This window comes from Neisseria sp. HMSC070H10 (assembly GCF_001837635.1).
In the GTDB taxonomy this organism is placed as follows: Bacteria; Pseudomonadota; Gammaproteobacteria; order Burkholderiales; family Neisseriaceae; genus Neisseria; species Neisseria subflava_A.
This window is the reverse complement of record NZ_KV833370.1, coordinates 61758-85112: the sequence shown is the minus strand read 5'-3', so window position 1 is coordinate 85112 and position 23355 is coordinate 61758. Positions and strand designations below refer to the sequence as shown.

Annotated in this window: 25 protein-coding genes; 13 read left to right on the top strand and 12 right to left on the bottom strand. The window is 52.3% G+C overall.

What is annotated here, in order from left to right:
• Positions 1 to 7: 7 nt before the first annotated feature.
• The 9 genes from HMPREF2606_RS05870 to gltX form a co-directional block, all read right to left on the bottom strand.
• Positions 8 to 586 (bottom strand): sigma-70 family RNA polymerase sigma factor, encoded by a 579-nt coding sequence (locus HMPREF2606_RS05870; protein WP_070843432.1) that lies wholly within the window; start codon positions 584 to 586, stop codon positions 8 to 10.
• 142 nt (positions 587 to 728) lie between these two features.
• Entirely contained in the window at positions 729 to 1415 is a 687-nt protein-coding gene (locus HMPREF2606_RS05865) for an HvfC family RiPP maturation protein (protein WP_070843431.1), read from the bottom strand.
• Complete coding sequence (locus tag HMPREF2606_RS05860; RefSeq protein ID WP_070843430.1) at positions 1405 to 2247, bottom strand: HvfB family MNIO-type RiPP peptide maturase; 843 nt, start codon at positions 2245 to 2247, stop codon at positions 1405 to 1407. The genes HMPREF2606_RS05865 and HMPREF2606_RS05860 overlap by 11 nt, the downstream gene beginning before the upstream one ends.
• An 85-nt stretch (positions 2248 to 2332) precedes the next feature.
• A complete protein-coding gene (locus tag HMPREF2606_RS05855) occupies positions 2333 to 2605 on the bottom strand; it encodes a hypothetical protein (RefSeq protein ID WP_049333024.1) in 273 nt (90 codons plus the stop codon).
• An 85-nt stretch (positions 2606 to 2690) separates the two neighbouring features.
• A complete protein-coding gene (locus HMPREF2606_RS05850) occupies positions 2691 to 3140 on the bottom strand; it encodes an HvfX family Cu-binding RiPP maturation protein (RefSeq protein ID WP_070712394.1) in 450 nt (149 codons plus the stop codon).
• A 225-nt stretch (positions 3141 to 3365) separates the two neighbouring features.
• Positions 3366 to 5675 carry a DNA helicase RecQ gene (recQ, locus tag HMPREF2606_RS05845; RefSeq protein WP_070712395.1) on the bottom strand — a complete coding sequence of 770 codons (2310 nt, stop codon included), beginning with the start codon at positions 5673 to 5675 and terminating at the stop codon, positions 3366 to 3368.
• Positions 5676 to 5891: 216 nt separating this feature from the next.
• A complete protein-coding gene (locus HMPREF2606_RS05840; protein ID WP_049349236.1) occupies positions 5892 to 6227 on the bottom strand; it encodes a zinc ribbon domain-containing protein YjdM in 336 nt (111 codons plus the stop codon).
• Between the two features lie 59 nt (positions 6228 to 6286).
• Positions 6287 to 6625 carry a hypothetical protein gene (locus HMPREF2606_RS05835; RefSeq protein WP_070712396.1) on the bottom strand — a complete coding sequence of 113 codons (339 nt, stop codon included), beginning with the start codon at positions 6623 to 6625 and terminating at the stop codon, positions 6287 to 6289.
• A 290-nt stretch (positions 6626 to 6915) separates the two neighbouring features.
• A complete protein-coding gene (gene gltX, locus HMPREF2606_RS05830) occupies positions 6916 to 8310 on the bottom strand; it encodes a glutamate--tRNA ligase (RefSeq protein ID WP_049349232.1) in 1395 nt (464 codons plus the stop codon).
• A 165-nt stretch (positions 8311 to 8475) separates the two neighbouring features.
• Between gltX and HMPREF2606_RS05825 the strand changes: the two genes are divergently transcribed.
• The gene (locus HMPREF2606_RS05825) at positions 8476 to 9570 is read left to right on the top strand and encodes an ABC transporter substrate-binding protein (RefSeq protein WP_049349231.1); all 1095 of its coding nucleotides are present in this window, start codon (positions 8476 to 8478) and stop codon (positions 9568 to 9570) included.
• A gap of 107 nt (positions 9571 to 9677) precedes the next feature.
• A complete protein-coding gene (locus HMPREF2606_RS05820) occupies positions 9678 to 9935 on the top strand; it encodes a hypothetical protein (RefSeq protein ID WP_049349229.1) in 258 nt (85 codons plus the stop codon).
• Positions 9936 to 10005: 70 nt separating this feature from the next.
• On the opposite strand, the gene HMPREF2606_RS05815 is transcribed toward HMPREF2606_RS05820, so the two are convergent.
• Together HMPREF2606_RS05815 and arsC are read right to left on the bottom strand one after the other, a co-directional pair.
• On the bottom strand, positions 10006 to 10662 hold the full coding sequence (locus HMPREF2606_RS05815; protein ID WP_049349227.1) for a YdcF family protein: 657 nt from the start codon (positions 10660 to 10662) through the stop codon (positions 10006 to 10008).
• Between the two features lie 25 nt (positions 10663 to 10687).
• Complete coding sequence (gene arsC / locus HMPREF2606_RS05810; RefSeq protein WP_004519164.1) at positions 10688 to 11047, bottom strand: arsenate reductase (glutaredoxin); 360 nt, start codon at positions 11045 to 11047, stop codon at positions 10688 to 10690.
• Positions 11048 to 11216: 169 nt separating this feature from the next.
• Between arsC and HMPREF2606_RS05805 the strand changes: the two genes are divergently transcribed.
• From HMPREF2606_RS05805 to HMPREF2606_RS05780, 6 genes are all read left to right on the top strand, one after another.
• On the top strand, positions 11217 to 11699 hold the full coding sequence (locus HMPREF2606_RS05805; RefSeq protein ID WP_049349226.1) for a TlpA disulfide reductase family protein: 483 nt from the start codon (positions 11217 to 11219) through the stop codon (positions 11697 to 11699).
• A 248-nt stretch (positions 11700 to 11947) separates the two neighbouring features.
• Positions 11948 to 12598, top strand: coding sequence for a cell division ATP-binding protein FtsE (gene ftsE / locus HMPREF2606_RS05800; protein WP_003681151.1), 651 nt, complete (start codon positions 11948 to 11950; stop codon positions 12596 to 12598).
• Positions 12595 to 13512, top strand: a complete 918-nt coding sequence (ftsX, locus tag HMPREF2606_RS05795) for a permease-like cell division protein FtsX (RefSeq protein WP_049349224.1) — start codon at positions 12595 to 12597, stop codon at positions 13510 to 13512. The genes ftsE and ftsX overlap by 4 nt, the downstream gene beginning before the upstream one ends.
• 195 nt (positions 13513 to 13707) lie before the next feature.
• Complete coding sequence (gene murA, locus HMPREF2606_RS05790) at positions 13708 to 14961, top strand: UDP-N-acetylglucosamine 1-carboxyvinyltransferase (RefSeq protein ID WP_070712397.1); 1254 nt, start codon at positions 13708 to 13710, stop codon at positions 14959 to 14961.
• Between the two features lie 127 nt (positions 14962 to 15088).
• Entirely contained in the window at positions 15089 to 17146 is a 2058-nt protein-coding gene (gene metG, locus HMPREF2606_RS05785; protein ID WP_070843429.1) for a methionine--tRNA ligase, read from the top strand.
• A gap of 23 nt (positions 17147 to 17169) precedes the next feature.
• Positions 17170 to 17364, top strand: coding sequence for a hypothetical protein (locus tag HMPREF2606_RS05780; RefSeq protein ID WP_049349216.1), 195 nt, complete (start codon positions 17170 to 17172; stop codon positions 17362 to 17364).
• Between the two features lie 109 nt (positions 17365 to 17473).
• Here HMPREF2606_RS05780 and rsgA read toward each other — a convergent pair whose 3' ends face one another.
• Positions 17474 to 18340 (bottom strand): ribosome small subunit-dependent GTPase A, encoded by an 867-nt coding sequence (gene rsgA, locus HMPREF2606_RS05775; RefSeq protein WP_070712399.1) that lies wholly within the window; start codon positions 18338 to 18340, stop codon positions 17474 to 17476.
• Positions 18341 to 18490: 150 nt separating this feature from the next.
• Here rsgA and HMPREF2606_RS05770 point away from each other — a divergent pair, with 150 nt between their 5' ends.
• From HMPREF2606_RS05770 to HMPREF2606_RS05750, 5 genes are all read left to right on the top strand, one after another.
• On the top strand, positions 18491 to 19108 hold the full coding sequence (locus HMPREF2606_RS05770; RefSeq protein ID WP_049349212.1) for a tellurite resistance TerB family protein: 618 nt from the start codon (positions 18491 to 18493) through the stop codon (positions 19106 to 19108).
• Positions 19109 to 19207: 99 nt separating this feature from the next.
• On the top strand, positions 19208 to 20128 hold the full coding sequence (locus HMPREF2606_RS05765) for a patatin-like phospholipase family protein (RefSeq protein WP_070712400.1): 921 nt from the start codon (positions 19208 to 19210) through the stop codon (positions 20126 to 20128).
• A gap of 108 nt (positions 20129 to 20236) precedes the next feature.
• Complete coding sequence (locus HMPREF2606_RS05760; RefSeq protein ID WP_070712401.1) at positions 20237 to 22093, top strand: ribonuclease catalytic domain-containing protein; 1857 nt, start codon at positions 20237 to 20239, stop codon at positions 22091 to 22093.
• A gap of 135 nt (positions 22094 to 22228) precedes the next feature.
• Positions 22229 to 22456 carry an exodeoxyribonuclease VII small subunit gene (locus tag HMPREF2606_RS05755; RefSeq protein ID WP_003681131.1) on the top strand — a complete coding sequence of 76 codons (228 nt, stop codon included), beginning with the start codon at positions 22229 to 22231 and terminating at the stop codon, positions 22454 to 22456.
• Positions 22440 to 23336, top strand: a complete 897-nt coding sequence (locus tag HMPREF2606_RS05750; RefSeq protein WP_070712402.1) for a polyprenyl synthetase family protein — start codon at positions 22440 to 22442, stop codon at positions 23334 to 23336. The genes HMPREF2606_RS05755 and HMPREF2606_RS05750 overlap by 17 nt, the downstream gene beginning before the upstream one ends.
• Positions 23337 to 23355: the final 19 nt, after the last annotated feature.

The window sequence follows — 23355 nt, the reverse complement described above, 5'->3', positions numbered from 1 at the left end:
TTTCCTGTCAGACATGGGAGAACCATTTGATTTGCAGGCACTGGCGCAAGGTTTCGCGCGCGCGGTGCATGATGGTGTGGTAGTTGGCATGGCTGATGCCGCATTGCTCGCGGATTTCATCGCTTGAAAAGCCGAGAATCTCTTTCATAGTGAACACGCGGGCGGTATTTTCCGGCAGATGGTAGAGGCAGGTCTGCAAAACTTGGTAGAACTCTTTATTGTTCAAACTGGCTTCGGGCGAGTCCCAACCCTGAGGTTGTCCTTCATCCGTCCAATGTCCGTCGGCGGCAAAATGTCCTTCAAAGGCTTCATCCAAGACTTCCTCGTCGCGCGTGACGAAAACTTGGCGTTGCCGTCCGATTTGGCGCAGGCAGTCGGTAATTTTGTTTTTTAAGATTGCAAACAGCCAGCTGCTCACTTGGGCGCCGCCTTTAAAACCCTCGGCCGCGCGGTAGGCGGAAAGCATGGTTTCCTGTACGAGGTCTTCCGCTAAATCGGGGCGGTCGGGCAGCTGGATATGGGCAAAGCGCAGCAGCAGTTTGCGGGATTCGGCAAGCTCGGCATTGGTCAGTTCGGGTAGGGCCATAATGTATCAGTATGAAATGAATGATCAATATGCTTCTGATTTTACGCTGATACGGCAAGAGCATGCGATTGAATCTATAAACGATTTCAGTAGTATTTTTGTTTTACCGAAATCGACTGCGCCCGTTTCAGACGGCCTTGATTTATGCTGCAACCAAAATGCCCTGTTCCAACCATTCCGTCCATTTTTGCCTTAATGCGTCCTGCCAAGCGTTTTCAGACGGCATGAACTCTGCCAGCATGGTTTGCAGGCCATTTAGGGAAGTGGGCGTCTCTGCCAGCGTTTCCAGCAATAAGGCGTCGAAATCGTTGAGCGTTTGATACATCACGTCGTCTTCCTTATCGCGCCACACCAAAACGGCAGTTTCCGCCTCCTGCAATTCGTCAGTCACGTCATACTGATAACGGCGCACAAAGGCAGCGGGAGAAAGGGTGTAGGCCAAATCGTCTGAATCGGCATGAGTTGTTTGGCTGTCGGTTTGAGCGGTTTCGGCGAGCAGCTGGGTGTGTTCAAAGTCCATCAATGCCAAGAGGTCGTCTGAAAGCGGCAGGCTTTGGCAATATCGGAGGAACTCGCCGGGGATTTCTTGAAAATAGGGCGTTTGGGCACGCGCGTCGCGGACGAAACCTTCTTTCAGACGGCCCCATTCTTCGCTGTCAAAGTATTGCAGCGTTTCGGTATAACAGCGGTCGATAAAGCTGTGAATATTGTTGCGTATCAGTCGGATATAGATATTCAGGCGCTCTTGCGGCAAGCCGTCGGCGGCTTCGCCTTCGCGTATGGCTTGAGCAAAGCGGTGTTGGTATTGGGCGGAAGTTTCAGGCTGCACGGCGGTATTCCTTTCCGGCACGCATTTGATAGTCGGCGATTTTGGCGACTTCGGCTTCGAGTTCGGCAAAAGGCGGAAAATTGAAATCGCGTTCCAACAGGGTGGGCGGAATCGTCGGCAGTTTGGCATAGGCCAGTTCGAGCAAATCCCAAACAGTCGGTAAAACCGCCGCGCCGTGGGTATCAATCAACAATTCGGGCGTTTCCACGTCATGTCCGGCAATATGGATATAGCACACGCGCTCTGCGTCCACATTTTCTAAAAAGGCTTCAGGCGACAACAGGCCGTGATTGACGGCGTTGACGTAAATATTGTTCACATCCAAATGAATGCCGCAATCGGCTTCACGGGCAACAGCGTTGAGGAACTCAACCTCGTTCATCTCGGCAAGCGGAGAATGCAGGTAGTAGGAGGTGTTTTCCACGGCAATACGGCAACCCAACCGGTCTTGCACTTCGCGGATACGCCGCGAGGTATGTTTCACCATCTCATCAGTGAAAGGCAGCGGCAACAAATCGTAAAGATGACCGCCGTCGTGGCAGTAGCTCAAATGGTCGGAGAAAAACGTGCAGTCATAACGGCGCATCATTTCTTTGATGCCGTCTATCAAGTCGGTATCCAGTGGGGCTTGTCCGCCCAGCGACATGGATAACCCATGCAACGCCAGCGGCAGCCGCTCTGCCACGCGGTCAAACTGTTCGCGCGCCCTGCCGCCCATTTTCAGCCAGTTTTCGGGGGCGGCTTCGATAAAGCGTATCGGGCTGTCGTCTGAAAGCGAGAGGAAGTCTTCCGCCAAGTCGCGGCGGTAGCCCAAGCCTGCATGTTGAATCATGGTGATGTCCTGTTATGGTGCCGTATGAACGACAAAGTCGCATTTTCGTTTGTAAAATGCGACTTTGTTAAAGGTATGTTCAGGATTATTTAGAACCGCATTTACCTTCGCCGCATTTGCCTTCTACTACTTTGGCAGCTTTGGCTTTAGATGCTTTGCCTTTTTTGGCGTGTGCTTTTTTCATGGCTGCGCCGCAAGAACCTTCACCGGCTTTGGCAGCCGCGCCGCAAGTACCTTCGGCAGCTTTAACAGTTTTCTCAACGGCCACGTCGCTGGCAGCTTTATCAGCGGCAACAACACCGGCAGCCAAAGACAGGGACAGTGCACCGGCCAGAGCAGCAGCTACATTTTTTTTCATTTCAACTTCCTTTTTAAAATATGGGTTTTAAAACAAATCAAGGGATAATATCGGGCATTTAAAGTCGGCCCGCGACCGTGAATCCTTAAAGAAAATGCTTGATACGGCAACAGCGTTTCTTCAGCAGGGCATCCAAAGACAAACGGCCTGCGCCCTGCAATAGGACAGGAAATAAAACCACCAAATAAATCAGTGCCATTTTATAACCGTTGTCGCACACATTGTACCCTAAGCCGGCATGTACCGCAGACCATGCGACAGCCGTCACGACCATCAATCCCAACGCGGACAGCCGCGTTGCCAAGCCGACAATGAGCAGCGCAGGTAAAACCAGTTCCGCCCACATGGCCAAATTCCAGTTGACCGTATCCGACAACAAATTGAACGGAAAGGGAAATTGACTGTTTATTTCTGCAAACCAGTTTTCCCCGTTCCATTTTTCCAAGCCGGATTCAAGAAATTCATACGCGGCAAAAAGCCTGAGCGTCAACAAACCGAAAGCGGCCTGCCAAGAGGGGTTGGATGAGGTGTTCATTTATTTTCCTAATCGATGTGTGTGTCGAATGGGATGGGACAAAAAATCCATCGGTACCATCCCATCTTTCATGCCTGTTTAGACGCGGCAGCTTTAAAAAACTGACAAAACAAATGAAGATATCTTCTTATTCATTGTTTTATAAAGATTAAAAATTCAAAAAGGCCGTCTGAAACACCACGCTTGATTGGGTTTCAGACGACCTTTGATGATAATCGCGGTCAATTAATCCGCTTGTTTACACAATTCGACAATTTCCGCGCCGTATTTGTCGGTTTTCTCCTCATTCATGCCGTGGATTTCCGCCAACTCCGCCAAATCTTGCGGCCGTCGGGCGGCAATCGCGCGCAGGGTAACTTTGCTGCATATCTGATAAGCTTCGAGGCCTTCATGGCGGGCAGTATCGATGTTCCACTGAAGCAGACGACGCATCAATCGGCGTTTGCGTTTGTCCTCTTCACTCAGGCCGTCTGAAAACGGGCGGCAGATGTTTAAAATGCCCTCGCCGTATTGTTCGATACGTTTTTCGCCGAGTTTATACACACCTAAAAGGTCGATGGGTTCGGCAGGCGTATTGGTCAGCAAATCGTCCATGCTCTCGTTGGAGAACACCGTACCCAGCGTTACTTGATCGGCACTTGCCTGCTGCTCGCGCCAAGTTTCCAAAGCCTGTTTTAAGGCCTGTTCGCGCTCGTCTAAGTTGTGGATAACTTGTGTACTGTCTGTGGAAACTGTACCGGCTTCAGCCGTTTCGCAAACGTCGAGTATCTCCAAACCGAATTTATTGATTTTTGCCTCACCCAAGCCGTAGATTTGATGTAAATCTTCCAAACTTCGGGGCATTTTTTCGACAATATCGCGCAGGGTTTTGTCGCCGCAAACCACATAGGCCGGCACTTCCTCTGCCCGGGCGCGTTGTTGCCGCCACTGGCGCAATGCCTGCCACAAACGCTCTTCGCGCTCGGTACGCAACCAATCGTCTTTCGGTTTTTGGGTGGCCGTTTTTTCTCGGCGCAGGGGGCGCAGCATGACTTCGGTTTCGCCCTTGAGGACTTTTTTTGCCGCTTCGGTCAGCTGCAGGGCTTGATGTTGCACGACATTGACGGTGAGATAGCCCAAGCTGATGCACTGGCGGATGACGCTGCGCCATTCCTTGTCGGTCTGTTCGCTGCCGATGCCGAATGTGGATAACTTGTCATGGCCGTTGCGCTGTATCCAATCGTCACTTTTGCCGCGTAAAAGGTTGGTGATGTAACCGGCGGCAAAACGTTGTCCGGCGCGGTACACGCAGCTGAGTAATTTTTGCACCAACACCGTGCCGTCAAACCGTACGGGCGGATGCAGGCAGTTGTCGCAATGGCCGCAGGGTTCGGATTCTTCGCCGAAATGTTTGAGCAGCAGTACGCGGCGGCAGGAGGCGGTTTCGCAGACGGAAAGCATGGCGTCGAGTTTTTGCATTTCGATTTGCTTTTGCACCTCGTCGCTGTTGCCTTCGGCAATCCGTTCACGCAGCAACACCCAATCGTTCAAGCCGTAACACAGCCAGCTCACGGCAGGTAGCCCGTCCCGGCCGGCGCGCCCCGATTCCTGATAGAAATGTTCGACACTCTGGGGCATATCGAGATGGGCGACAAAGCGCACGTCGGGTTTGTCTATGCCCATACCAAACGCCACGGTCGCCACCACAATAATATTGTCTTCATGCGTAAAGCGGCGTTGGTTTTCCTCGCGCACATCCATGATCAAACCGGCATGATACGGAATCGCCTCCAAGCCGTTTTCACACAAAAACTGAGCCACATCCTCGACTTTTTTGCGGCTTAGGCAATACACAATGCCGCTTTGCCCATGCATCTGCTTGCGGATGAAATCCAGCAATTGTTTTTTGCCATTATTTTTTTCGATAACCTGATAATAAATATTCGGGCGGTCAAAGCTGGAGATAAATTCGGGCGCATTGTCCAAGTGCAGATAATGCTTGATGTCGGCGCGCGTGGCCGCATCAGCGGTAGCGGTCAGGGCGATGCGCGGGATGTTCGGATAGCGTTCGGCAAGCATGCCGAGCTGTTGATATTCAGGGCGGAAATCGTGTCCCCATTGGCTGACGCAATGCGCCTCATCAATGGCAAACAGGCTGACAGTTTGTTGGTCGAGAAAACGCAGAAAGCGGTCGGTAACCAAGCGCTCCGGAGCGACATAAAGCAGTTTCAGACGGCCTTGGGCAAGCTTGTCGGCAATATCGCGCGCCTCATCTGCCGATGTGCTGCTGTTGACTGCCGCCGCTTCAATCCCGGCTACATGCAGGCTGGCCACTTGGTCGTTCATCAACGCAATCAGCGGCGATACGACAACCGCCACGCCTTCGCGCATCAGCGCCGGAATCTGGTAACACAAAGACTTGCCCCCGCCCGTCGGCATCAGCACCATCAAACTCTCGCCGCCGGCCAGAGCATTGACGATAGCCTCCTGCTTGCCACGAAATTCGGGATAACCGAATACTTCGTGCAAAATCTGTTTGGCGGTCGGCTGAGGCATAATGGTTCCGTAGAATAGGGGAAAGCGTTATTTTAACGTTTTTGCACCCGCGTATGTGCGGAACATTTTTCCGCCGCTTTTTCAGACGGCCTGAAATTCAACTCTATTGAATTTATTTAATTTTAAATAAAGATTTGTTTTATTTTGAATGAAATATATAAAGGCCGTCTGAAACCTGATATTAGGGTTTCAGACGGCCTTTCAAAAATAAAATCTTTAGGCTTTTTTGACGAACTCAGATTTCAAGTTCATCGCGCTGCCATCGATTTTACAACCGATATTGTGGTCGCCCTCTTGCAGGCGGATGCCTTTGACTTTGGTGCCTTGCTTGATGACCATAGAGCTGCCTTTGACTTTCAAATCTTTAATCAAGACAACCGTATCGCCATCTTGCAAGACTGCGCCGTTAGCATCTTTGACTTCCAAGGCATCATCGCCGGTAGCGGCAGCATCGGCCTCGTTCCACTCATGGGCGCACTCAGGGCAAACGTATTGAGCGCCGTCTTCGTAAGTGTATTCGGAGTGGCATTTCGGGCAGGGAGGTAGGGACATGAGGTTTCCTTATAAAGATGATAAAAGAAGCGTAAAACGCAAATAATACAATGTCTAAATTATTGCTTCGCCTTGCTGCCGCCTACGCCGTAAACGGCATTCCAAGCCGCGTCCAACATTTGGCCGGCTTGTTGCAGCTTGGCATTTTGCTGCTCTTTCTGAGCCAAAGCCGTCTGAATTTCGCCTTTCAAACGGTCAATATCGGATTGAGCCGCCTGCAAACGGCGCTGCGCGCTTTCCAAATCACTTTGCAGGGAAATGATTTTGCTGTCGTTGCTGTTTTGCTCATTCAAAGCGGCACGGTAAACCGATTGGACGGACAGCAAACGGTCTTCCGCCTCACTGGCATACGCGGCGGCGGCAGATAACATCATCAGGGCAAGTAAGGTTTTTTTCATGGGTTTTCCTTTAAAGTTGTTTGATTTGTAAAGTAAAGCGCAGAGCCGATTTTTCAGCCGCCAAGTTTACATAATATGCTTGTTGGTCTTTGTTCTTGATGGTTTATTTTATCCAATCCGGACATTCAGGCTGCCGATAAAAGTTAATTCAATCAACTGTTGTAACAGGCAGACGGCTATTATTTTCTCATATTCTCTGCCTTATTCCATTATTTTCTGGTTTTAGTTAGAAAAGGCCGTCTGAAAACTTGGCATCCCTAGTTTTCAGACGGCCTTTTATCATTCATGCCTTACGAACGGATCCGTTTCAACACTTCTTCTTTGCCGATTAATGCCAATACGGCATCAACGCTTGGGGTTTTTGCCGTACCGCAGACAGCGAGGCGCAGGGGCATACCGAGTTTGCCCATTTTAATGCCTTCTTCGTCGCAGAAAGGTTTGAAGAGATCGTGGATGGCTTCGGCGTTCCAGTCTTCCAGCCCTTCGAGGCGTTCGGCAAAGCGCAGCATACGGGCGGCGGCTTCGTCGTCCCAGTGTTTCTGCACGTCTGCTTCGGCAGGGGTTTGTTTGACGTAGAAGTAGAGGCACTCGTCGGCAAGTGTGTTCAGGTCTTGGGCGCGGTCTTTGACCAATGCCAACACGTCTTCCAAAGCAGGCTTGCTTGTTTCGTGGATATCGCGCAGGGCGAGGCGCGGTTTCACCATTTCGGCCAGTTTTTCGTTGGCGGTGATTTTGATGTGTTCGCCGTTAATCCAGTAGAGTTTCTTCAAGTCCATACGGCTTGGAGACGGGGAAACGTCTTTCAAATCAAACCATTCGATGAATTGTTCCATCGTGAAGAATTCATCGTCGCCGTGCGCCCAGCCTAAGCGTGCCAGATAGTTGAGCATGGCTTCGGGCAGGATACCCATCACGCCGAAATCGGTGATGGCGACGGTATCGCCGCTGCGTTTGGAGATTTTTTTGCCTTGTTCGTTGAGAATCATGGGCAGGTGGCCGTATTCGGGTAGGGTGGCACCAATGGCTTTTAAGATGTTGATTTGTTTCGGGGTGTTGTTCACATGGTCGTCGCCGCGGATAACGTGGGTAATGCCCATGTCGTAGTCGTCCACCACGACGCAGAAGTTGTAGGTCGGTGTGCCGTCGGCGCGGGCGATAATCAGGTCGTCGAGTGCTTCGTTGGGAATGGAGATTTCGCCTTTGACCAAGTCCGTCCATTTGGTCACGCCGTCCAGAGGCGTTTTGAAGCGGACGACGGGTTGCACGTCGGCAGGGATTTCGGGCAGGGTTTTGCCTGCTTCGGGACGCCAGCGGCGGTCGTAAGTTGCCGTGCCTTCTTTTTCGGCTTTCTCGCGCATGGCTTCCAGCTCTTCTTTGCTGCAATAGCAGTAGTAGGCGGCGCCTTTTTCCAAGAGTTCGGCGATGACTTCTTTATAGCGGTCGAAACGGCGGGTTTGGTACACGACGTTGTCGGCGTTGTCGTAATCGAGACCGACCCATTTCATGCCGTCGAGGATGATGTTGACGGATTCGGCAGTAGAGCGCGCCAAGTCGGTGTCTTCGATACGCAATAGGAACTCGCCTTTATGATGGCGGGCAAACGCCCATGAAAACAAGGCGGTGCGTACGCCGCCGATGTGCAGGTAGCCGGTGGGGCTGGGGGCGAAACGGGTTTTGACGGTCATGATGGCTCCAAAATCTTTGAAAACAGTTATTTTACTTTTTCGGCGTGGTTTAAACAATGTAAGGCTGTCTGAAAATAATGTCGGCGCAGAAGGACCGTCTGGGAACTTTTCTCCTGAAAACAAATCAAATATAATGATAATTATTTTTTTTTAAAGGATCCGCTCATGAACAAACGCGCTTTATTTGCCGCCCTCGCCCTCCTGCCCCTTTTTGCCCAAGCCGAAATCAAAACTATCAAAGACGTATTGGGACGCGAAGTCAAAGTCGATGTCCCTGTCAAACGCGCGGTTTTGGCGTTTTACTATCCCGACTATATCGCGGTAACGGGTGCGGACAAATTTAAAAACGTCATCGGTATTTCGCGTGAGTTTTGGGAGAAATTCAATCCCGGCAGCTGGGCGATGTTCAAACAGAAGCTGCCTACGCTGCAAAACATTGCGGACATCGGCAACATCAGCACCGGCACGTTTTCACTGGAGAAAACGCTCGCGCTCAAGCCGGACGTATTGATTCTGGCCGACTGGCAGTATAAGGCCATCGCCACCCATCTGCCGCGCATTAAAGCGGCAGGCATACCCGTCGTCGTGGTCGATTTCAACGCCGAAACCGTCGCGCGGCACACGCGCAGTGCGGAAATTTTCGGCGAACTCAACGGTACGCAGGCGCGCGCCCAAAAAATTGCCGCCGAATACGCCCGAGGCATTGCCGACATCCAAAAACGCGTCGCGCGCGCCAAGCAGTCCAAACCGAAAATCTATATCGAGTTCGGCGACAAAGGCCCGTCCGAATACAGCTACACCTTCGGCAAAGATATGTGGGGCGCGATTGCCGACACAGCAGGCGGCAACAATATCGCCGCGCCTTACGTTAAAAACTGGGGACCGATAAACCCTGAAAAATTCCTGACGGCCAAACCCGACGTCATCGTCATTTCGGGGACGGAAAACGGCCATAAAGACAAGCCTGGCATTATGGCGATGGGCATAGGCATCAGCCAGGCCGATGCGCAACGCCGCCTGGCCGGATTTGTCAAACGCAAAGGCTGGGCAGACATTCCTGCCGTCAAAAACAAACGCGTTTACGGCATCTACCACACCGCCTCCCGCTCGCTCACCGATTTGGCCAGCGCGCAATTTATCGCCAAAACCCTGTACCCACAGCAGTTTGCCGACATAGACCCAAACAAGACCTATCTGGACTTCTACCGCAAATACCTGCCCGTCGTGCCGGACGGTACGTTTTACATCCGATTGAAATAGCGGCTGCAAAAATCATAGGCTCAGGCCGTCTGAATATGTATGCTATACTAATAAGGCTTTATTATGTATAATTATTATTCTTTTTATTTAATATAATTGGACAAGATATGATTGAACAAAACCAAATCGGCCATCAGCAGGCTCCGATTGTAAGCATCAAAGAATGGTTGATAACAAACTTGATTATGATGATTCCGCTGGTCAATATAGTTATGATGCTTGTATGGGCATTCGGCTCAAACACCAATCCAAATAAAGCCAATTATTTCAAGGCTACCTTGATTCTGTTTGCCATCGTAATGGTAATTTATCTGGTACTGGCTGTAGTCTTTTTTGGCAGTGTAGCTGCAAATCAATATCAATAAGTAAGAATACATTTAGGCCGTCTGAAACCTAAAAGGCTTCAGACGGCCTTTTGTATGGCTTGCCCAAGGCTCAACTGCTTATCCAATTCCAAACCGCATCGCTCCATTTGCCGATACGGTAGAGAAACAAAGAATAGCTCTCCTGCATCAGGAACTTGGCTTTCTTGCTGCGCTCATCAAAGCGCGTGGTCGGTGTGGCAGAGAACTGCGCGTCTGACAAGCCCAAATCGGCGGCCATTTCTTCGGCGCGAGCCAAATGATACGGGTCGCTGACAACGATAATGCTGCCGACTCCGTTGGCGTGCATGATGGGGACGACATTGCGCAGGTTTTCGTAAGTGTTGCGCGACGTGTTTTCAAACAGGATATTGTGCGCCGGTATGCCCTGCTTGAGCGCGTATCGGCGCCCCACTTCGGCTTCGGTCATAAATCCTTTTTTGGGCGTACCGCCGGTGAAAATGATTTTGCCGACCCGATGGCTTTGGTAGAGCGTGATGGCATGGTTGATGCGCTCACGGAATACCGGCGACGGGCGTTTGTCCCACGCCGCCGCACCCAACACCACCGCCGCATCGGCATGAGCGTCCTTCGGCAAGGTTTGCAAACCTGTCCGGTAAATCTGCCATGTGCCACTCAAAAAAATACCGCACACCAACAAAACGCTCAAAGCAAGGCCGCGAAATAGGTAGTATCGCAAGCCATTGCGGCTTTTAAGCAGGGAAATCATCTTCAGACGGCCTTATCCAACCCCGTCAGCCGAGTAGGGCGGCAATGTTTTCCAACGGACGGCCGATGGCTGCGCGCGTAGGCGTTACCAAAACGGGACGCTCAAGCAGGGCAGGGTGTTCGGCGATTGCCTGAAGCAGGGCGGCATTGTCCAAATCGGGATTGTCCAAACCCAATTCTTTGTACAAATCGTCTTTCGTTCGCATCATGCCGCGCACCGATTCGATGCCGAGTTTGGCAAACATATCCTGCAAAGTCGCCAAATCGGGCGCGGTATCCAGATATTTGACCACGTCGGCGGCAACGCCTTTTTCTTCGAGCAAAGCCAGCGCGGCACGCGATTTGCTGCAACGCGGGTTGTGATAAAGTGTGAATTCAGACGGCATGAAAGTCTCCGTATTATTGCAAAATCATTCAATGATGGCAGTTATTATCGTCTGCAACTGATTTTTACTCAAACTTTTTACCTGATATCTTGATACGAATCGGTAGGCATACCCACCAAACCGTTTTACAATAAACACAATTTCGATTGGCAACCTCAAGGATACAACCATGAAAGCCTTAACCGCCCTTCTCTTATCCGCCACCGTTTTTACAGCTGCGCCGGCCTTTGCCGCCGACGAAACGGCAGGTTGGCAGGACAACAAACCGCAAAGCCTGGAATCGCTCAAAGCCCCCGTGCGCGTGGTCAACCTTTGGGCAACCTGGTGCGGCCCCTGCCGTAAAGAAATGCCCGCCATGTCCGCATGGTACAAAGCGCAGAAAAAAGGCAGCGTCGATATGGTCGGCATCGCGCTGGATACGACCGACAACATCGGCAAGTTCCTGAAACAAACGCCGGTTAGCTACCCGATTTGGCGTTACACCGGCGCCAACAGCCGCAACTTCATGAAAGCCCACGGCAACAACGTCGGCGTATTGCCCTTCACTGTCGTCGAAGCGCCGAAATGCGGCTACAAACAAACCATCACCGGCGAAGTCAACGAAAAAAGCCTGACTGCTGCTGTAAATTTGGCTAAAACCAAATGTAAATAAAACAGCGGATAGGGTGCTTAACCTACGCTGATACCGAGGCCGTCTGAAACCAAACCGTTCAGACGGCCTTTATTTCAAACCATATTGCTTTGTGTTGCAAACCGGCAGTGTATCCACAGGCTGAACCGGGGTTTCACTATCAAAAAGCAGCCGAAATATTTATAATCTGTGAATAACCCCATTTTTTCAGACGGCATGTTACCTATCGATGACGCCGGCCGTCTGAATCCCTATTTTCAGGAAAACCCATGATCCGTTTCGAACAAGTTTCCAAAACCTATCCCGGCGGTTTCGAAGCCCTGAAAAATGTCAGTTTCCAGATTAACAAAGGTGAGATGATTTTTATCGCCGGCCATTCGGGTTCGGGCAAATCCACCATTTTGAAGCTGATTTCAGGCATTACCAAGCCTACCAAAGGCAAGGTTTGGTTCAACAATCAAGACCTCGGCACCTTGAGCGACAATCAGATCGGCTTTATGCGCCAACACATCGGCATTGTCTTCCAAGACCACAAAATCCTCTACGACCGCAATGTCTTGCAAAACGTTATCCTGCCTTTGCGGATTAGCGGCTACCAGCCGCGCAAAGCGGAAGAGCGCGCGCGTATTGCGATTGAGAAAGTCGGCTTGAAAGGCCGCGAAAACGATATGCCCATCACTTTGTCCGGCGGCGAACAACAACGTTTGTGCATCGCGCGCGCAGTAGTTCACCAACCCAGCCTGCTGATTGCCGATGAGCCGTCCGCCAGCCTCGACCGCGCCTATGCACTGGATATTATGGAATTGTTCAAAACCTTCCATGAGGCAGGCACGACCGTGATTGTTGCGGCGCACGATGAAACGCTGATGGCGGATTACGGCCACCGCGTCTTGCGCCTGCAGAAAGGACGCCTCGCATGAGCATGATTCATTACGTCTCGTTACACGTCGAATCGGCGCGCGCCGCGCTCAAAGAGCTTCTGCGTCAACCCATCGGCACGCTGCTGACCCTGCTCATGCTTGCCGTTGCTATGACCTTGCCGCTGTTTATGTATTTGGGCATCCAAAGCGGACAAAGCGTGTTGGGCAAACTCAACGAGTCGCCGCAGATTACGGTTTATATGGACACCGATGCGGCAAGTTCTGATGCCGATACGGTGAAAAACCTGCTCCAACGCGACAGCCGTATCGATAAAGTCCGCTTTATCAGCAAGCAGGAAGGTTTGGAAGAATTGCAGACCAATCTCGACCAAAACCTCGTTTCCATGCTCGATGGCAACCCGTTGCCCGACGTCTTTATCGTTACGCCCGACCCTGCCACTTCTCCGGATCAGATGCAGGCCATCTATAAAGACATTACCAAATTGCCGCGCGTCGAATCGGCAACCATGGATACCGAATGGGTACAGACCCTTTATCGTATTAACGAATTTATCCGCAAGATTTTGTGGTTCCTCTCGCTGACTTTGGGTATGGCCTTTGTCTTGGTGGCACACAACACCATCCGCCTGCAAATCCTCAGCCGTAAGGAAGAGTTGGAAATCACCAAGCTGTTGGGTGCACCCGCTTCCTTCATCCGCCGTCCTTTCCTTTATCAGGCAATGTGGCAGAGTATTTTCTCCGCCGCCGTCAGCTTGGGCTTGTCGGCCTGGCTGCTGGCCGAAGTACGGCCGCTGGTGGACGCGATTTTCAAACCCTACGGCCTGAACATCGGCTGGCGTTTCTTCACATTTAGCGAAGTGTCGCTGGTATTCGGCTTCGTCATCGCGCTGGGCGTATTCGGCGCATGGTTGGCCACTACGCAACACCTTTTGGGCTTCAAAGCCAAAAAATAAGCCTTGGCAAACAGGCCGTCTGAACCATTCAGACGGCCTGAAATCTTATCCTTTCGCAACTTAAACAAACCTTGTGAAAATTTAATACTGCCAAATCTAACAGCAAGGTCATAATCCCTTATAATTGATGGTTTATTATCATCTCATTTCATTTGTGCGGCATAAACCGTGCAGACAAATAACGAAAGACATCCTGTGGACAAACTCAAAATCTCTGCCAACGGCCCCCTCAACGGCGAAATCATCGTATCCGGCGCAAAAAATGCTGCCCTGCCGCTGATGTGTGCCGGTCTGCTGACTTCCGGCACTTTACGCTTGAAAAACGTACCCATGCTCGCCGACGTCAAAACCACCCAAAAACTGCTGCAAGGCATGGGCGCACGCGTTTTGACCGACAACATCTCCGAATTTGAAATCAACGGCGGCACCGTCAACAACACCTGCGCACCTTATGAGCTGGTAAAAACCATGCGCGCATCCATCTTGGTTTTAGGCCCGACCCTCGCCCGCTTCGGCGAAGCCCAAGTCAGCCTGCCCGGCGGTTGCGCCATCGGTTCGCGCCCCGTTGACCAGCACCTCAAAGGCCTCGAAACCATGGGTGCGGAAATCACCATCGAACACGGTTACGTCAAAGCCAAAGGCCGTCTGAAAGGCACGCGCGTTACCATGGATGTCGTAACCGTAGGCGGCACTGAAAACCTGCTGATGGCAGCCACGCTTGCCGAAGGCACCACCATCCTCGAAAACTGCGCCATCGAACCCGAAGTCGTCGATTTGGCCGAATGCCTCGTTAAAATGGGCGCAAAAATCAGCGGCATCGGTACAGCAACCATGACCATCGAAGGCGTAAAAGAGCTGCACGGCTGCGAACACAGCGTCGTTCCCGACCGTATCGAAGCCGGTACCTTCCTCTGCGCCGTCGCCATGACCGGCGGCAAAGTCGTCCTGCGCAATGCCGCACCGAAAACCATGAAAGTCGTATTGGACAAACTGAGCGAAGCCGGAGCCATCATCGAAGCAGGCGACAACTGGATTTCCATCGACATGCAACAACGCCCAAAAGCCGTGGACATCCGCACCGTCGTCCACCCAGGCTTCCCAACCGACATGCAGGCGCAGTTTATGGCCATGAACGCCATTGCCGAAGGCAGCAGCCGCGTGGTGGAAACCATTTTTGAAAACCGCTTCATGCACGTTCCCGAACTCAACCGCATGGGCGCAGACATCACCACCGAAGGCAACACCGCCTACATCAAAGGCGTGGAAAAACTCTCCGGCGCCGTCGTGATGGCAACCGACCTGCGCGCCTCCGCCAGCCTCGTCATGGCCGGTTTGGTCGCAGATGGCGAAACCATCGTCGAACGCATCTACCACCTAGACCGCGGCTATGAATACATCGAGAAAAAACTCGGCGGCGTAGGCGCAAAAATCGAACGCGTACGCGGTTAATCCCATACGCAGCCGATAAATAAAAGGCCGTCTGAAACACCGGCAATCGGGTTTCAGACGGCCTTTACGTATTGTTTTGCGGTATAATTCCCGACATCTTTATCCATTGTTTTTAAAAGCACAAACCATGACACGCAAAATCCTTGTCACTTCCGCGCTGCCGTATGCCAACGGCAGCATCCACCTCGGCCATATGGTCGAACACATCCAAACCGACGTTTGGGTACGCTTCCAAAAACTGCGCGGCCACGAATGCTACTACTGCTGCGCCGACGACACCCACGGCACGCCCGTGATGCTTGCCGCGCAAAAACAAGGCATTGCGCCTGAAGACATGATTGCCAAAGTCCGCGAAGAGCACCTCGCCGACTTTACCGGTTTCAACATCGGCTACGACAATTATTACAGCACCCATTCCCCTGAAAACAAACAGTTTTCCCAAGACATTTACCGCGCGCTGAAAGCCAACGGCAAGATTGAGAGCCGCGTCATCGAGCAGCTTTTCGACCCTGAAAAACAAATGTTCCTGCCCGACCGCTTCGTCAAAGGCGAATGCCCGAAATGCCACGCCCACGACCAATACGGCGACAACTGCGAAGTCTGCGGCACGACCTATTCCCCGACCGAACTGATCAACCCGTATTCCGCCGTTTCCGGTGCCAAACCCGAATTGCGCGAATCCGAACACTTCTTCTTCAAACTGGGCGAATGCGCCGACTTCCTCAAAGCATGGACTTCCGGCAACAATCCGCACGACGGCAAGCCCCATCTGCAAGCCGAAGCCCTCAACAAAATGAAAGAATGGCTGGGCGAAGGCGAAGAAACCACCCTGTCTGACTGGGACATTTCCCGCGACGCGCCGTATTTCGGTTTTGAAATCCCCGACGCGCCGGGCAAATACTTCTACGTCTGGCTGGACGCGCCCGTCGGCTACATGGCTTCGTTTAAAAACCTGTGCGACCGCATCGGTGTCGATTTCGACGAATATTTCAAAGCCGACAGCCAAACCGAGATGTACCACTTCATCGGCAAAGACATCCTCTATTTCCACGCCCTGTTCTGGCCTGCCATGCTGCACTTCTCCGGCCACCGCGCCCCGACCGGAGTGTACGCACACGGCTTTTTGACCGTCGACGGACAAAAAATGTCCAAATCGCGCGGCACCTTCATCACCGCCAAATCCTATCTGGAACAAGGCCTGAACCCCGAGTGGATGCGCTACTACATCGCCGCCAAACTCAACAGCAAAATCGAAGACATCGATTTGAACCTGCAAGACTTTATCAGCCGCGTAAACAGCGACCTTGTCGGCAAATACGTCAACATCGCCGCCCGCGCCTCAGGTTTCATCGCCAAACGCTTTGAAGGCCGTCTGAAAGACGTTGCCGACAGCGAATTGCTGGCAAAACTGACTGCGCAAAGCGAAGCCATTGCCGAATGCTACGAAAGCCGCGAATACGCCAAAGCCCTGCGCGACATCATGGCATTGGCAGACATTGTTAACGAATACGTTGATGCCAACAAACCTTGGGAACTGGCGAAACAAGAAGGCCAAGACGCACGCCTGCACGAAGTATGCAGCGAACTCATCAACGCCTTTACCATGTTGACCGCCTACCTCGCCCCCGTCTTGCCGAAAGTGGCCGAAAACGCCGCCAAATTCCTGAATTTGGAAGCCATCACTTGGGCAAATACACGCGAAACCTTGGGCGAACACGCCATCAACAAATACGAACATTTAATGCAACGAGTGGAGCAAAAACAAGTGGACGATTTAATCGAAGCCAACAAACAAAGCATCGCCGCAGCAGCCGCGCCTGCCGCCGAAGAGGGCAAATACGAAAAAGTCGCCGAACAGGCCAGCTTCGACGACTTTATGAAAATCGATATGCGTGTCGCCAAAGTATTGAACTGCGAAGCCGTCGAAGGCAGCACCAAACTCCTGAAATTCGACCTCGATTTCGGTTTTGAAAAACGCATCATTTTCTCCGGCATCGCCGCGTCTTACCCAAATCCTGTCGAATTGAACGGCCGCATGGTCATCGCCGTCGCCAACTTCGCCCCGCGCAAAATGGCAAAATTCGGCGTATCCGAAGGCATGATCCTCTCCGCCGCCACGGCAGAGGGCAAACTGAAGCTCCTCGACGTTGACGCAGGCGCACAGCCCGGGGATAAAGTGGGCTAAGTATCAAATCTTAAGGAGAAACCATGTTAAACCTTTCCGCACCGGTACTTAAAGAAATTGAGTTGCTTCATGATGCAGGCTTATCGGTTGGCGCTATTGTTACAGTGTTGCGTCTGAAGTTTCCGGTAGAACTCCATGATCGGGAGGACAAACAAATTGAAGAAGCCGTGCTTCTCATGATCAATCCGCCGCGAAAAGCACCGTCTCTTTCCCGCTAAGGTAGCGATACCGGTTGAAAGGTAAATTTGGTTATGCTTCAAAAAAAGGCCGTCTGAAAGTTTCAGACGGCCTTTTTATTTATCCAAACGCTTAGTTTCCGTTCAATCTTTATCTTAACAATTCATCGGTAACGCGTTGCAGAAATTCGATGCGCTCGGGTTTGGCTTCGCCTGATTCGGCAGCGGCTTTGACGGCGCAGCCGGGTTCGGCGCGGTGGGTGCAGTTATGGAAACGGCACTGGCCGATGAGGTGGCGCAGGTCGGGGAAGTATTGCAGTAAATCGGCGGCTTGGAGATGGTGCAGGCCGAATTCTTGCAGGCCGGGGGAATCGATGAGTCGGGTTTCTGCGTTTAAATCGTATAGTTGGGCGTGGGTGGTGGTGTGTTTGCCGGAGTCGAGTGCGGTGGAAATGTCGCCGGTTCGGGCGGCTTGGTTGCCGAGTAGGGCGTTGGTCAGGGTGGACTTGCCCATGCCGCTTTGTCCGAGCAGGATGTTGGTTTGCCCTTCTAAAATGGGACGCAGGATGTCGGCGTTTTCCAATGCATTGGTTTCGACCACAGAGTAGCCGAGGGTTTCGTAGAATTTGAGTTTCTCGCGCCATTGGGCGGTTTCGGGGAGGTCGGCTTTGTTGAGGACGATAACGGCGTTGATGCCGGCCGCTTCGGCTGCGAGGAGGGCGCGTTGCAACAGGGCTTCGCTGGGTGAGGGGCTGGCGGCGGTTACGATGAGCAGTTGGGTAACGTTGGCGGCAATCAGTTTGGTTTTCCATGCGTCTTGGCGGTAGAGCAGGCTTTCGCGCGGGAGGTAGTCTTCAATCACGACTTGTTCGCCGTTGATGGGGCTGATGCGGACTTGGTCGCCGCAGGCGAAATCGACGCGTTTTTTGCGGGTGGTGGCGTCATATATTTGACCGTCGGGAGTGCGGACAATATAGCGGCGGCCATAGCTGGTAATGATTTGGGCGGTATCGGTCATGATGGGGTTTATTGTTTGGAATGGTGTGATTGTACCGAAAGTCGGCTATGGCCGTCTGAAAACTTGTTTGCACCTTTTAACTTTCTTTGGCTTGGTTTTTTGGTGTTTCTGCCCTATATTTGCAATGTATTTGTTTTCAGGAGATTTTTTATGGATTTCAGTCAGTTGCTCAATCAGGTTTTGGGTGCGGCTCAAAAAGGCGGCAAAGCGGTGGCGGACAGCCCGCTCAATTCTTTCGGCGGCGGTGCGCTGACGGGTGCTTTGGCATCGATGCTGTTGAAAAAGAAAAATACGAAAAAGCTGGTCAAGGCCGGCTCGGTCGCTGCTTTGGGTTTCCTGGCTTATAAAGGCTATCAAAACTGGAAACAAAACCGCCAGCAGGACGAATTGCCGCAAAGTGCGTTCCAACCTGCCGGTCTGATTGGTGAAAACCACAGCCGTGTGATTTTGCAAACGATGATTGCGGCGGCGGCTTCAGACGGCCTGATTGACGATGCAGAACGCGCGGCGATTGAGCGTGAAAGCGGCAGCGATGCGGAAACGGCGGCATGGCTGCAGGCGGAATATGCGCAACCGGCCTCTATCGAGCAAATTGCCGCTTCGGTCGGCAGCGACGAGGCTTTGGCAGCCGAAACTTATCTAGCGGCCCGATTGGTCTGCGCGGACTTGTCGCGCAAGGAAATTGTGTTCCTGAGCCGTTTGTCCCAAGCTTTGAATTTGGACGACCAACTGGTCGAAAGCTTGGAAAAACAGCTCGAATTGGCTTAAGCTTGATTTAAAAGGCCGTCTGAAACTTGATTTCAGACGGCCTTTCGACTTAATTTCAGAGTAAAATAACCCTTTCGACATATTAAAGGCTGTCTGAACATGAATAAACTTTTTTCCACATTCAAAACGTTTTTAGCCGCTTCGTCCGTCTTGGTATTGGCTGCCTGTCCGAGCGGCAACGCACCGCAATCCAAACCTTCTACGCAGGGTCAAAATACGGTTTCGCATCCTGCACCCAAACCGAAAGCCACAGTTGCGCTGGCTTTGGGCGGCGGCGCGTCCAAAGGCTTTGCCCATATTGGGATTATTAAGGTTTTGAAAGAAAACAATATTCCGGTCAAAATTGTTACCGGCACATCCGCAGGCTCGATTGTCGGCAGTATGTACGCTTCGGGAATGTCGCCCGACCGCCTCGAATTGGAAGCGGAAATTTTGGGTAAAACCGATTTGGTGGATTTGACCTTGTCCACCAGCGGCTTCATCAAAGGCGAAAAACTGCAAAACTACATCAACCGCAAAGTCGGCAACCGCCCGATGCAGCAGTTCCCCATCAAGTTTGCCGCCGTTGCGACTGATTTTGAAAGCGGCAAACCGGTGGTGTTCAACGTAGGCAATGCCGGACAGGCCGTCCGCGCTTCTGCGTCGATTCCAAACGTATTCCAGCCTGTCGTCATCGGCAACCGCAAATATGTAGACGGCGGCCTGTCGCAACCCGTACCGGTCAGCGCGGCGAAAAAAATGGGCGCAAACTTCATCATTGCCGTCGATATTTCCGCCCGTCCGGCCAAAAATGTCAGCCAAGGCATGTTCTCCTATCTTGACCAAACCTTCAACGTGATGAGTCAAACTGCGTTGCATCAAGAATTGGGACAAGCCAATGTGGTCATCAAACCGCAGGTTTTGGAGCTGGGTTCGGTTGGCGGCTTCGACCAAAAACAACGCGCCATCCAACTGGGTGAACAGGCCGCACGCGCAGCCCTGCCTGAAATCAAACGCAAACTGGCGGCATATCAGTATTAATCATCCGCCGTTTGAACAGGCCGTCTGAAAGTATGTTTTTCAGACGGCCTTTCTTGTGCAAATCTGCTAAAATCACGCGTTTCCTACAAATCATAAAATCCGAAAAAAATGAATATCTTTTACGAAGAGTCCGGCCAATTCAAAGTTGCCTCCATCGTCCAAAAAAACGACGCCACCTACCAAGTCGATACCCAACACGGCAAACGCACCAAAGTGAAGGCAAACAATGTCTTTGCCGAGTTTGACGGCGATATGGCGGCATTTTTGGAAAACGCGCAGGCACAGGCGGCGGATATCGACACCGATTTATTGTGGGAAGTATGCGGCGAAGAGGAATTTACCGCCGAAGCCATCGCCGAAGAATATTACGGCCATGCGCCGACCAAAACCGAGCTGGCGGCGACTTTGATTGCGCTTTACGCCGCGCCGATGTATTTCTACAAAAAAGCCAAAGGCGTGTTCAAAGCCGCGCCCGAAGAAACCTTAAAACAAGCGCTTGCCGCCATCGAACGCAAAAAACAACAAGACGCGCAAATCGACGCTTGGGCGGAAGCCTTGAAACGCGGCGAGATGCCGTCTGAAATCGCAGCGGATCTGAAAACCATCCTGCACGCGCCCGACAAGCAGTCGCTGACCTACAAAGCCTTTACCAAAGCCGCCGATGCGCTGAAAACCTCCGCCTACGAACTGGCGAAAAAAACAGGCGGCATTACGTCCATTCCCCAATACCTGCAAGACGGGTTTGAAATCAAATATTTCCCCAAAGGAACAGGCTTCCCCGACCTTCCGCTTCCTGAAATGCCCAACTTGCCCAAAGCCGACGTTACCGCCTTTTCCATTGACGACGAATCGACCACCGAAGTCGATGATGCCTTGAGCCTGACTGACTTGGGCAATGGCATGAAACGCGTTGGCATCCACATCGCCGCGCCGTCGCTTGCCATTAAACAAGGCGACAAAATGGAAAAAAACATCATGGAACGCTTGAGCACGGTTTATTTCCCCGGCGGCAAAATCACCATGCTGCCCGAAAACTGGATTGCCGCGTTCAGCCTTGATGCGGGCGCGTACCAACCTGCCGTCAGCATTTATTTTGATGTGGACAGCGAGTTCAACGTCGGCGCGCCAACCTGCAAAATCGAAGCGGTCAACATCGCCGAAAACCTGCGCATTCAAGCCATCGAGCCGCATTTCAACGCCGAAACCGGCTTGGACGAAGCCGGCGAAATGATGTTTGCCCACCATCAAGACCTGATTTGGTTCTATCAATTCGCCATCGCCCTGCAAAAAGCACGCGGCAAATATGAACCCGACCGTGCGCCGCAATACGATTACAGCATCGAATTGGATGAGGAAGGCAACGTATCCGTCGTCCGCCGCGAACGCGGTTCGCCCATCGATACGCTGGTCAGCGAGATGATGATTCTTGCCAACAGCACTTGGGCGCAAATGCTGGACGAAAACGAGCTGCCCGGCCTTTTCCGCGTCCAACCGGCAGGCAAAGTGCGCATGAGCACCAAATCCGAGCCGCACATCGGCATGGGTGTGCAGCATTACGGCTGGTTTACCTCGCCTCTGCGCCGCGCCGCTGACTACATCAACCAAAAGCAGCTGATCAGCCTGATCGACGACACGGCCGAGCCGCTGTATCAAAACAGCGATGCCGAGCTTTTCGCCGCGCTGCGCGACTTTGATGCCGCCTATACAGCCTACGCCGACTTCCAACGCCAAATGGAAGCCTACTGGAGCCTCGTCTATCTGCAACAGCAAGGCACGAGCGAGCTGACGGCCACCATCCTCAAAGAAGACCTCGTCCGCATTGAAGGCCTGCCGCTGGTAACGCGCGCGACCGGTATTCCGTTTGACGCGCTGCCCAAATCGCAGGCATTGTTCAAAATCACCGAATTGGATGCCGAGAAGCAGTTTATCGCGCTCAACTATCAAAAAGCCGTTTTACCGGGCTGATAACATTATTCCGTTTAAAAAAAGGCCGTCTGAACGCAGAAACAGAAATCTTTGATTTCGTTTTCACCCCTGTTCAGACGGCCTTCATCATCTAAAAATGCTACAATTCCCCTTTTCTGCCCATCATTTCAAACCATGAAAAAAAACGCCCCCCAATCCTTTGAAGAAGCCTTATCCCGCCTCGAAACCCTGACCCAGGCCATGCAAAGCAGCGAAATGCCGCTGGAAGACGCCCTGGCCGCCTATCAGGAAGGCAACGAATTGGTTAGATACTGCCAAACCAAATTAGCGGAAGTCGAGCAGAAACTGCAAGTCTTGGATGCCGGCGAACTGAAGGAGTTGAACCTTGAACCCGGCGAATGAACTCAAAACATGGCAGCAAAAAGCCCAAGCGCAAACCGAATTGCTGCTGGCGCATTTCTTACCGTCTGAAAGCCAAGTGCCGCACACGCTGCACGAAGCCATGCGTTACGTTACCCTCGGCGGCGGCAAACGGCTGCGTCCGCTCTTGGTGCTTGCCGCGTCCGAATTGGGCGAAGCAAACCAAAATGCCGTCGAGCAGGCGATGGCGGCCATCGAAATGGTACACGTCTATTCGTTGGTTCACGACGATATGCCGGCAATGGACAACGACAGCCTGCGTCGCGGCAAACCGACCTGCCATGTGCAATACGATGAAGCAACAGCCCTTTTGGTCGGCGATGCGCTGCAAACCCAAGCCTTTGATGTACTGAGCCGTCCGACAGGCCTGTCTGCCGAGCGCCAGCTTGCCATGTTGTCCACGCTGGCTCAGGCATCGGGCAGCCTCGGCATGGCGGGCGGACAAGCCATCGACCTTGCCAATGTCGGCAAAGCCATGAATCAGGCCGAATTGGAACAGATGCACAGCCTCAAAACCGGCGCACTCATCCGCGCGGCCGTGGCCTTAGGCGCACTTTCCTGCCCAGACTTAACACCGGCGCAAATCCAAACCTTAGACCACTACGCCGCCAAATTGGGCCTGGCTTTCCAAGTGATCGACGATGTATTGGACTGCGAAGCCGATACTGCCACTTTGGGCAAAACCGCCGGCAAAGACTCGGACAACGACAAACCGACCTACGTCAAACTGATGGGCCTGCACGCCGCGCGCACTTACGCAGAAACGCTGATTGCAGAAGCCGTTGCCCTGATCGAGCCATTCGGCGACAAAGCCCTGCGCCTACACCAACTGGCAGAGTTTGTTACCGCAAGGAAAAACTAAACCTGCAAATAAAATAAAG

What these genes read in the sequence shown, in the direction of transcription:
- HMPREF2606_RS05850 (WP_070712394.1), bottom strand. Translation starts at nt 3,140, where the DNA reads ATGAACACCTCATCCAACCCCTCTTGGCAGGCCGCTTTCGGTTTGTTG.
- HMPREF2606_RS05825 (WP_049349231.1), top strand. Translation starts at nt 8,476, where the DNA reads ATGAACAAACGCGCTTTATTTGCCGCCCTCGCCCTCCTGCCCCTTTTT.
- HMPREF2606_RS05815 (WP_049349227.1), bottom strand. Translation starts at nt 10,662, where the DNA reads ATGATTTCCCTGCTTAAAAGCCGCAATGGCTTGCGATACTACCTATTT.
- HMPREF2606_RS05820 (WP_049349229.1), top strand. Translation starts at nt 9,678, where the DNA reads ATGATTGAACAAAACCAAATCGGCCATCAGCAGGCTCCGATTGTAAGC.
- HMPREF2606_RS05855 (WP_049333024.1), bottom strand. Translation starts at nt 2,605, where the DNA reads ATGAAAAAAAATGTAGCTGCTGCTCTGGCCGGTGCACTGTCCCTGTCT.
- ftsE (WP_003681151.1), top strand. Translation starts at nt 11,948, where the DNA reads ATGATCCGTTTCGAACAAGTTTCCAAAACCTATCCCGGCGGTTTCGAA.
- HMPREF2606_RS05870 (WP_070843432.1), bottom strand. Translation starts at nt 586, where the DNA reads ATGGCCCTACCCGAACTGACCAATGCCGAGCTTGCCGAATCCCGCAAA.
- ftsX (WP_049349224.1), top strand. Translation starts at nt 12,595, where the DNA reads ATGAGCATGATTCATTACGTCTCGTTACACGTCGAATCGGCGCGCGCC.
- HMPREF2606_RS05805 (WP_049349226.1), top strand. Translation starts at nt 11,217, where the DNA reads ATGAAAGCCTTAACCGCCCTTCTCTTATCCGCCACCGTTTTTACAGCT.
- HMPREF2606_RS05835 (WP_070712396.1), bottom strand. Translation starts at nt 6,625, where the DNA reads ATGAAAAAAACCTTACTTGCCCTGATGATGTTATCTGCCGCCGCCGCG.
- HMPREF2606_RS05860 (WP_070843430.1), bottom strand. Translation starts at nt 2,247, where the DNA reads ATGATTCAACATGCAGGCTTGGGCTACCGCCGCGACTTGGCGGAAGAC.
- HMPREF2606_RS05765 (WP_070712400.1), top strand. Translation starts at nt 19,208, where the DNA reads ATGAATAAACTTTTTTCCACATTCAAAACGTTTTTAGCCGCTTCGTCC.
- HMPREF2606_RS05840 (WP_049349236.1), bottom strand. Translation starts at nt 6,227, where the DNA reads ATGTCCCTACCTCCCTGCCCGAAATGCCACTCCGAATACACTTACGAA.
- HMPREF2606_RS05755 (WP_003681131.1), top strand. Translation starts at nt 22,229, where the DNA reads ATGAAAAAAAACGCCCCCCAATCCTTTGAAGAAGCCTTATCCCGCCTC.
- recQ (WP_070712395.1), bottom strand. Translation starts at nt 5,675, where the DNA reads ATGCCTCAGCCGACCGCCAAACAGATTTTGCACGAAGTATTCGGTTAT.
- arsC (WP_004519164.1), bottom strand. Translation starts at nt 11,047, where the DNA reads ATGCCGTCTGAATTCACACTTTATCACAACCCGCGTTGCAGCAAATCG.
- HMPREF2606_RS05770 (WP_049349212.1), top strand. Translation starts at nt 18,491, where the DNA reads ATGGATTTCAGTCAGTTGCTCAATCAGGTTTTGGGTGCGGCTCAAAAA.
- rsgA (WP_070712399.1), bottom strand. Translation starts at nt 18,340, where the DNA reads ATGACCGATACCGCCCAAATCATTACCAGCTATGGCCGCCGCTATATT.
- gltX (WP_049349232.1), bottom strand. Translation starts at nt 8,310, where the DNA reads ATGACCGTCAAAACCCGTTTCGCCCCCAGCCCCACCGGCTACCTGCAC.
- HMPREF2606_RS05760 (WP_070712401.1), top strand. Translation starts at nt 20,237, where the DNA reads ATGAATATCTTTTACGAAGAGTCCGGCCAATTCAAAGTTGCCTCCATC.
- metG (WP_070843429.1), top strand. Translation starts at nt 15,089, where the DNA reads ATGACACGCAAAATCCTTGTCACTTCCGCGCTGCCGTATGCCAACGGC.
- HMPREF2606_RS05780 (WP_049349216.1), top strand. Translation starts at nt 17,170, where the DNA reads ATGTTAAACCTTTCCGCACCGGTACTTAAAGAAATTGAGTTGCTTCAT.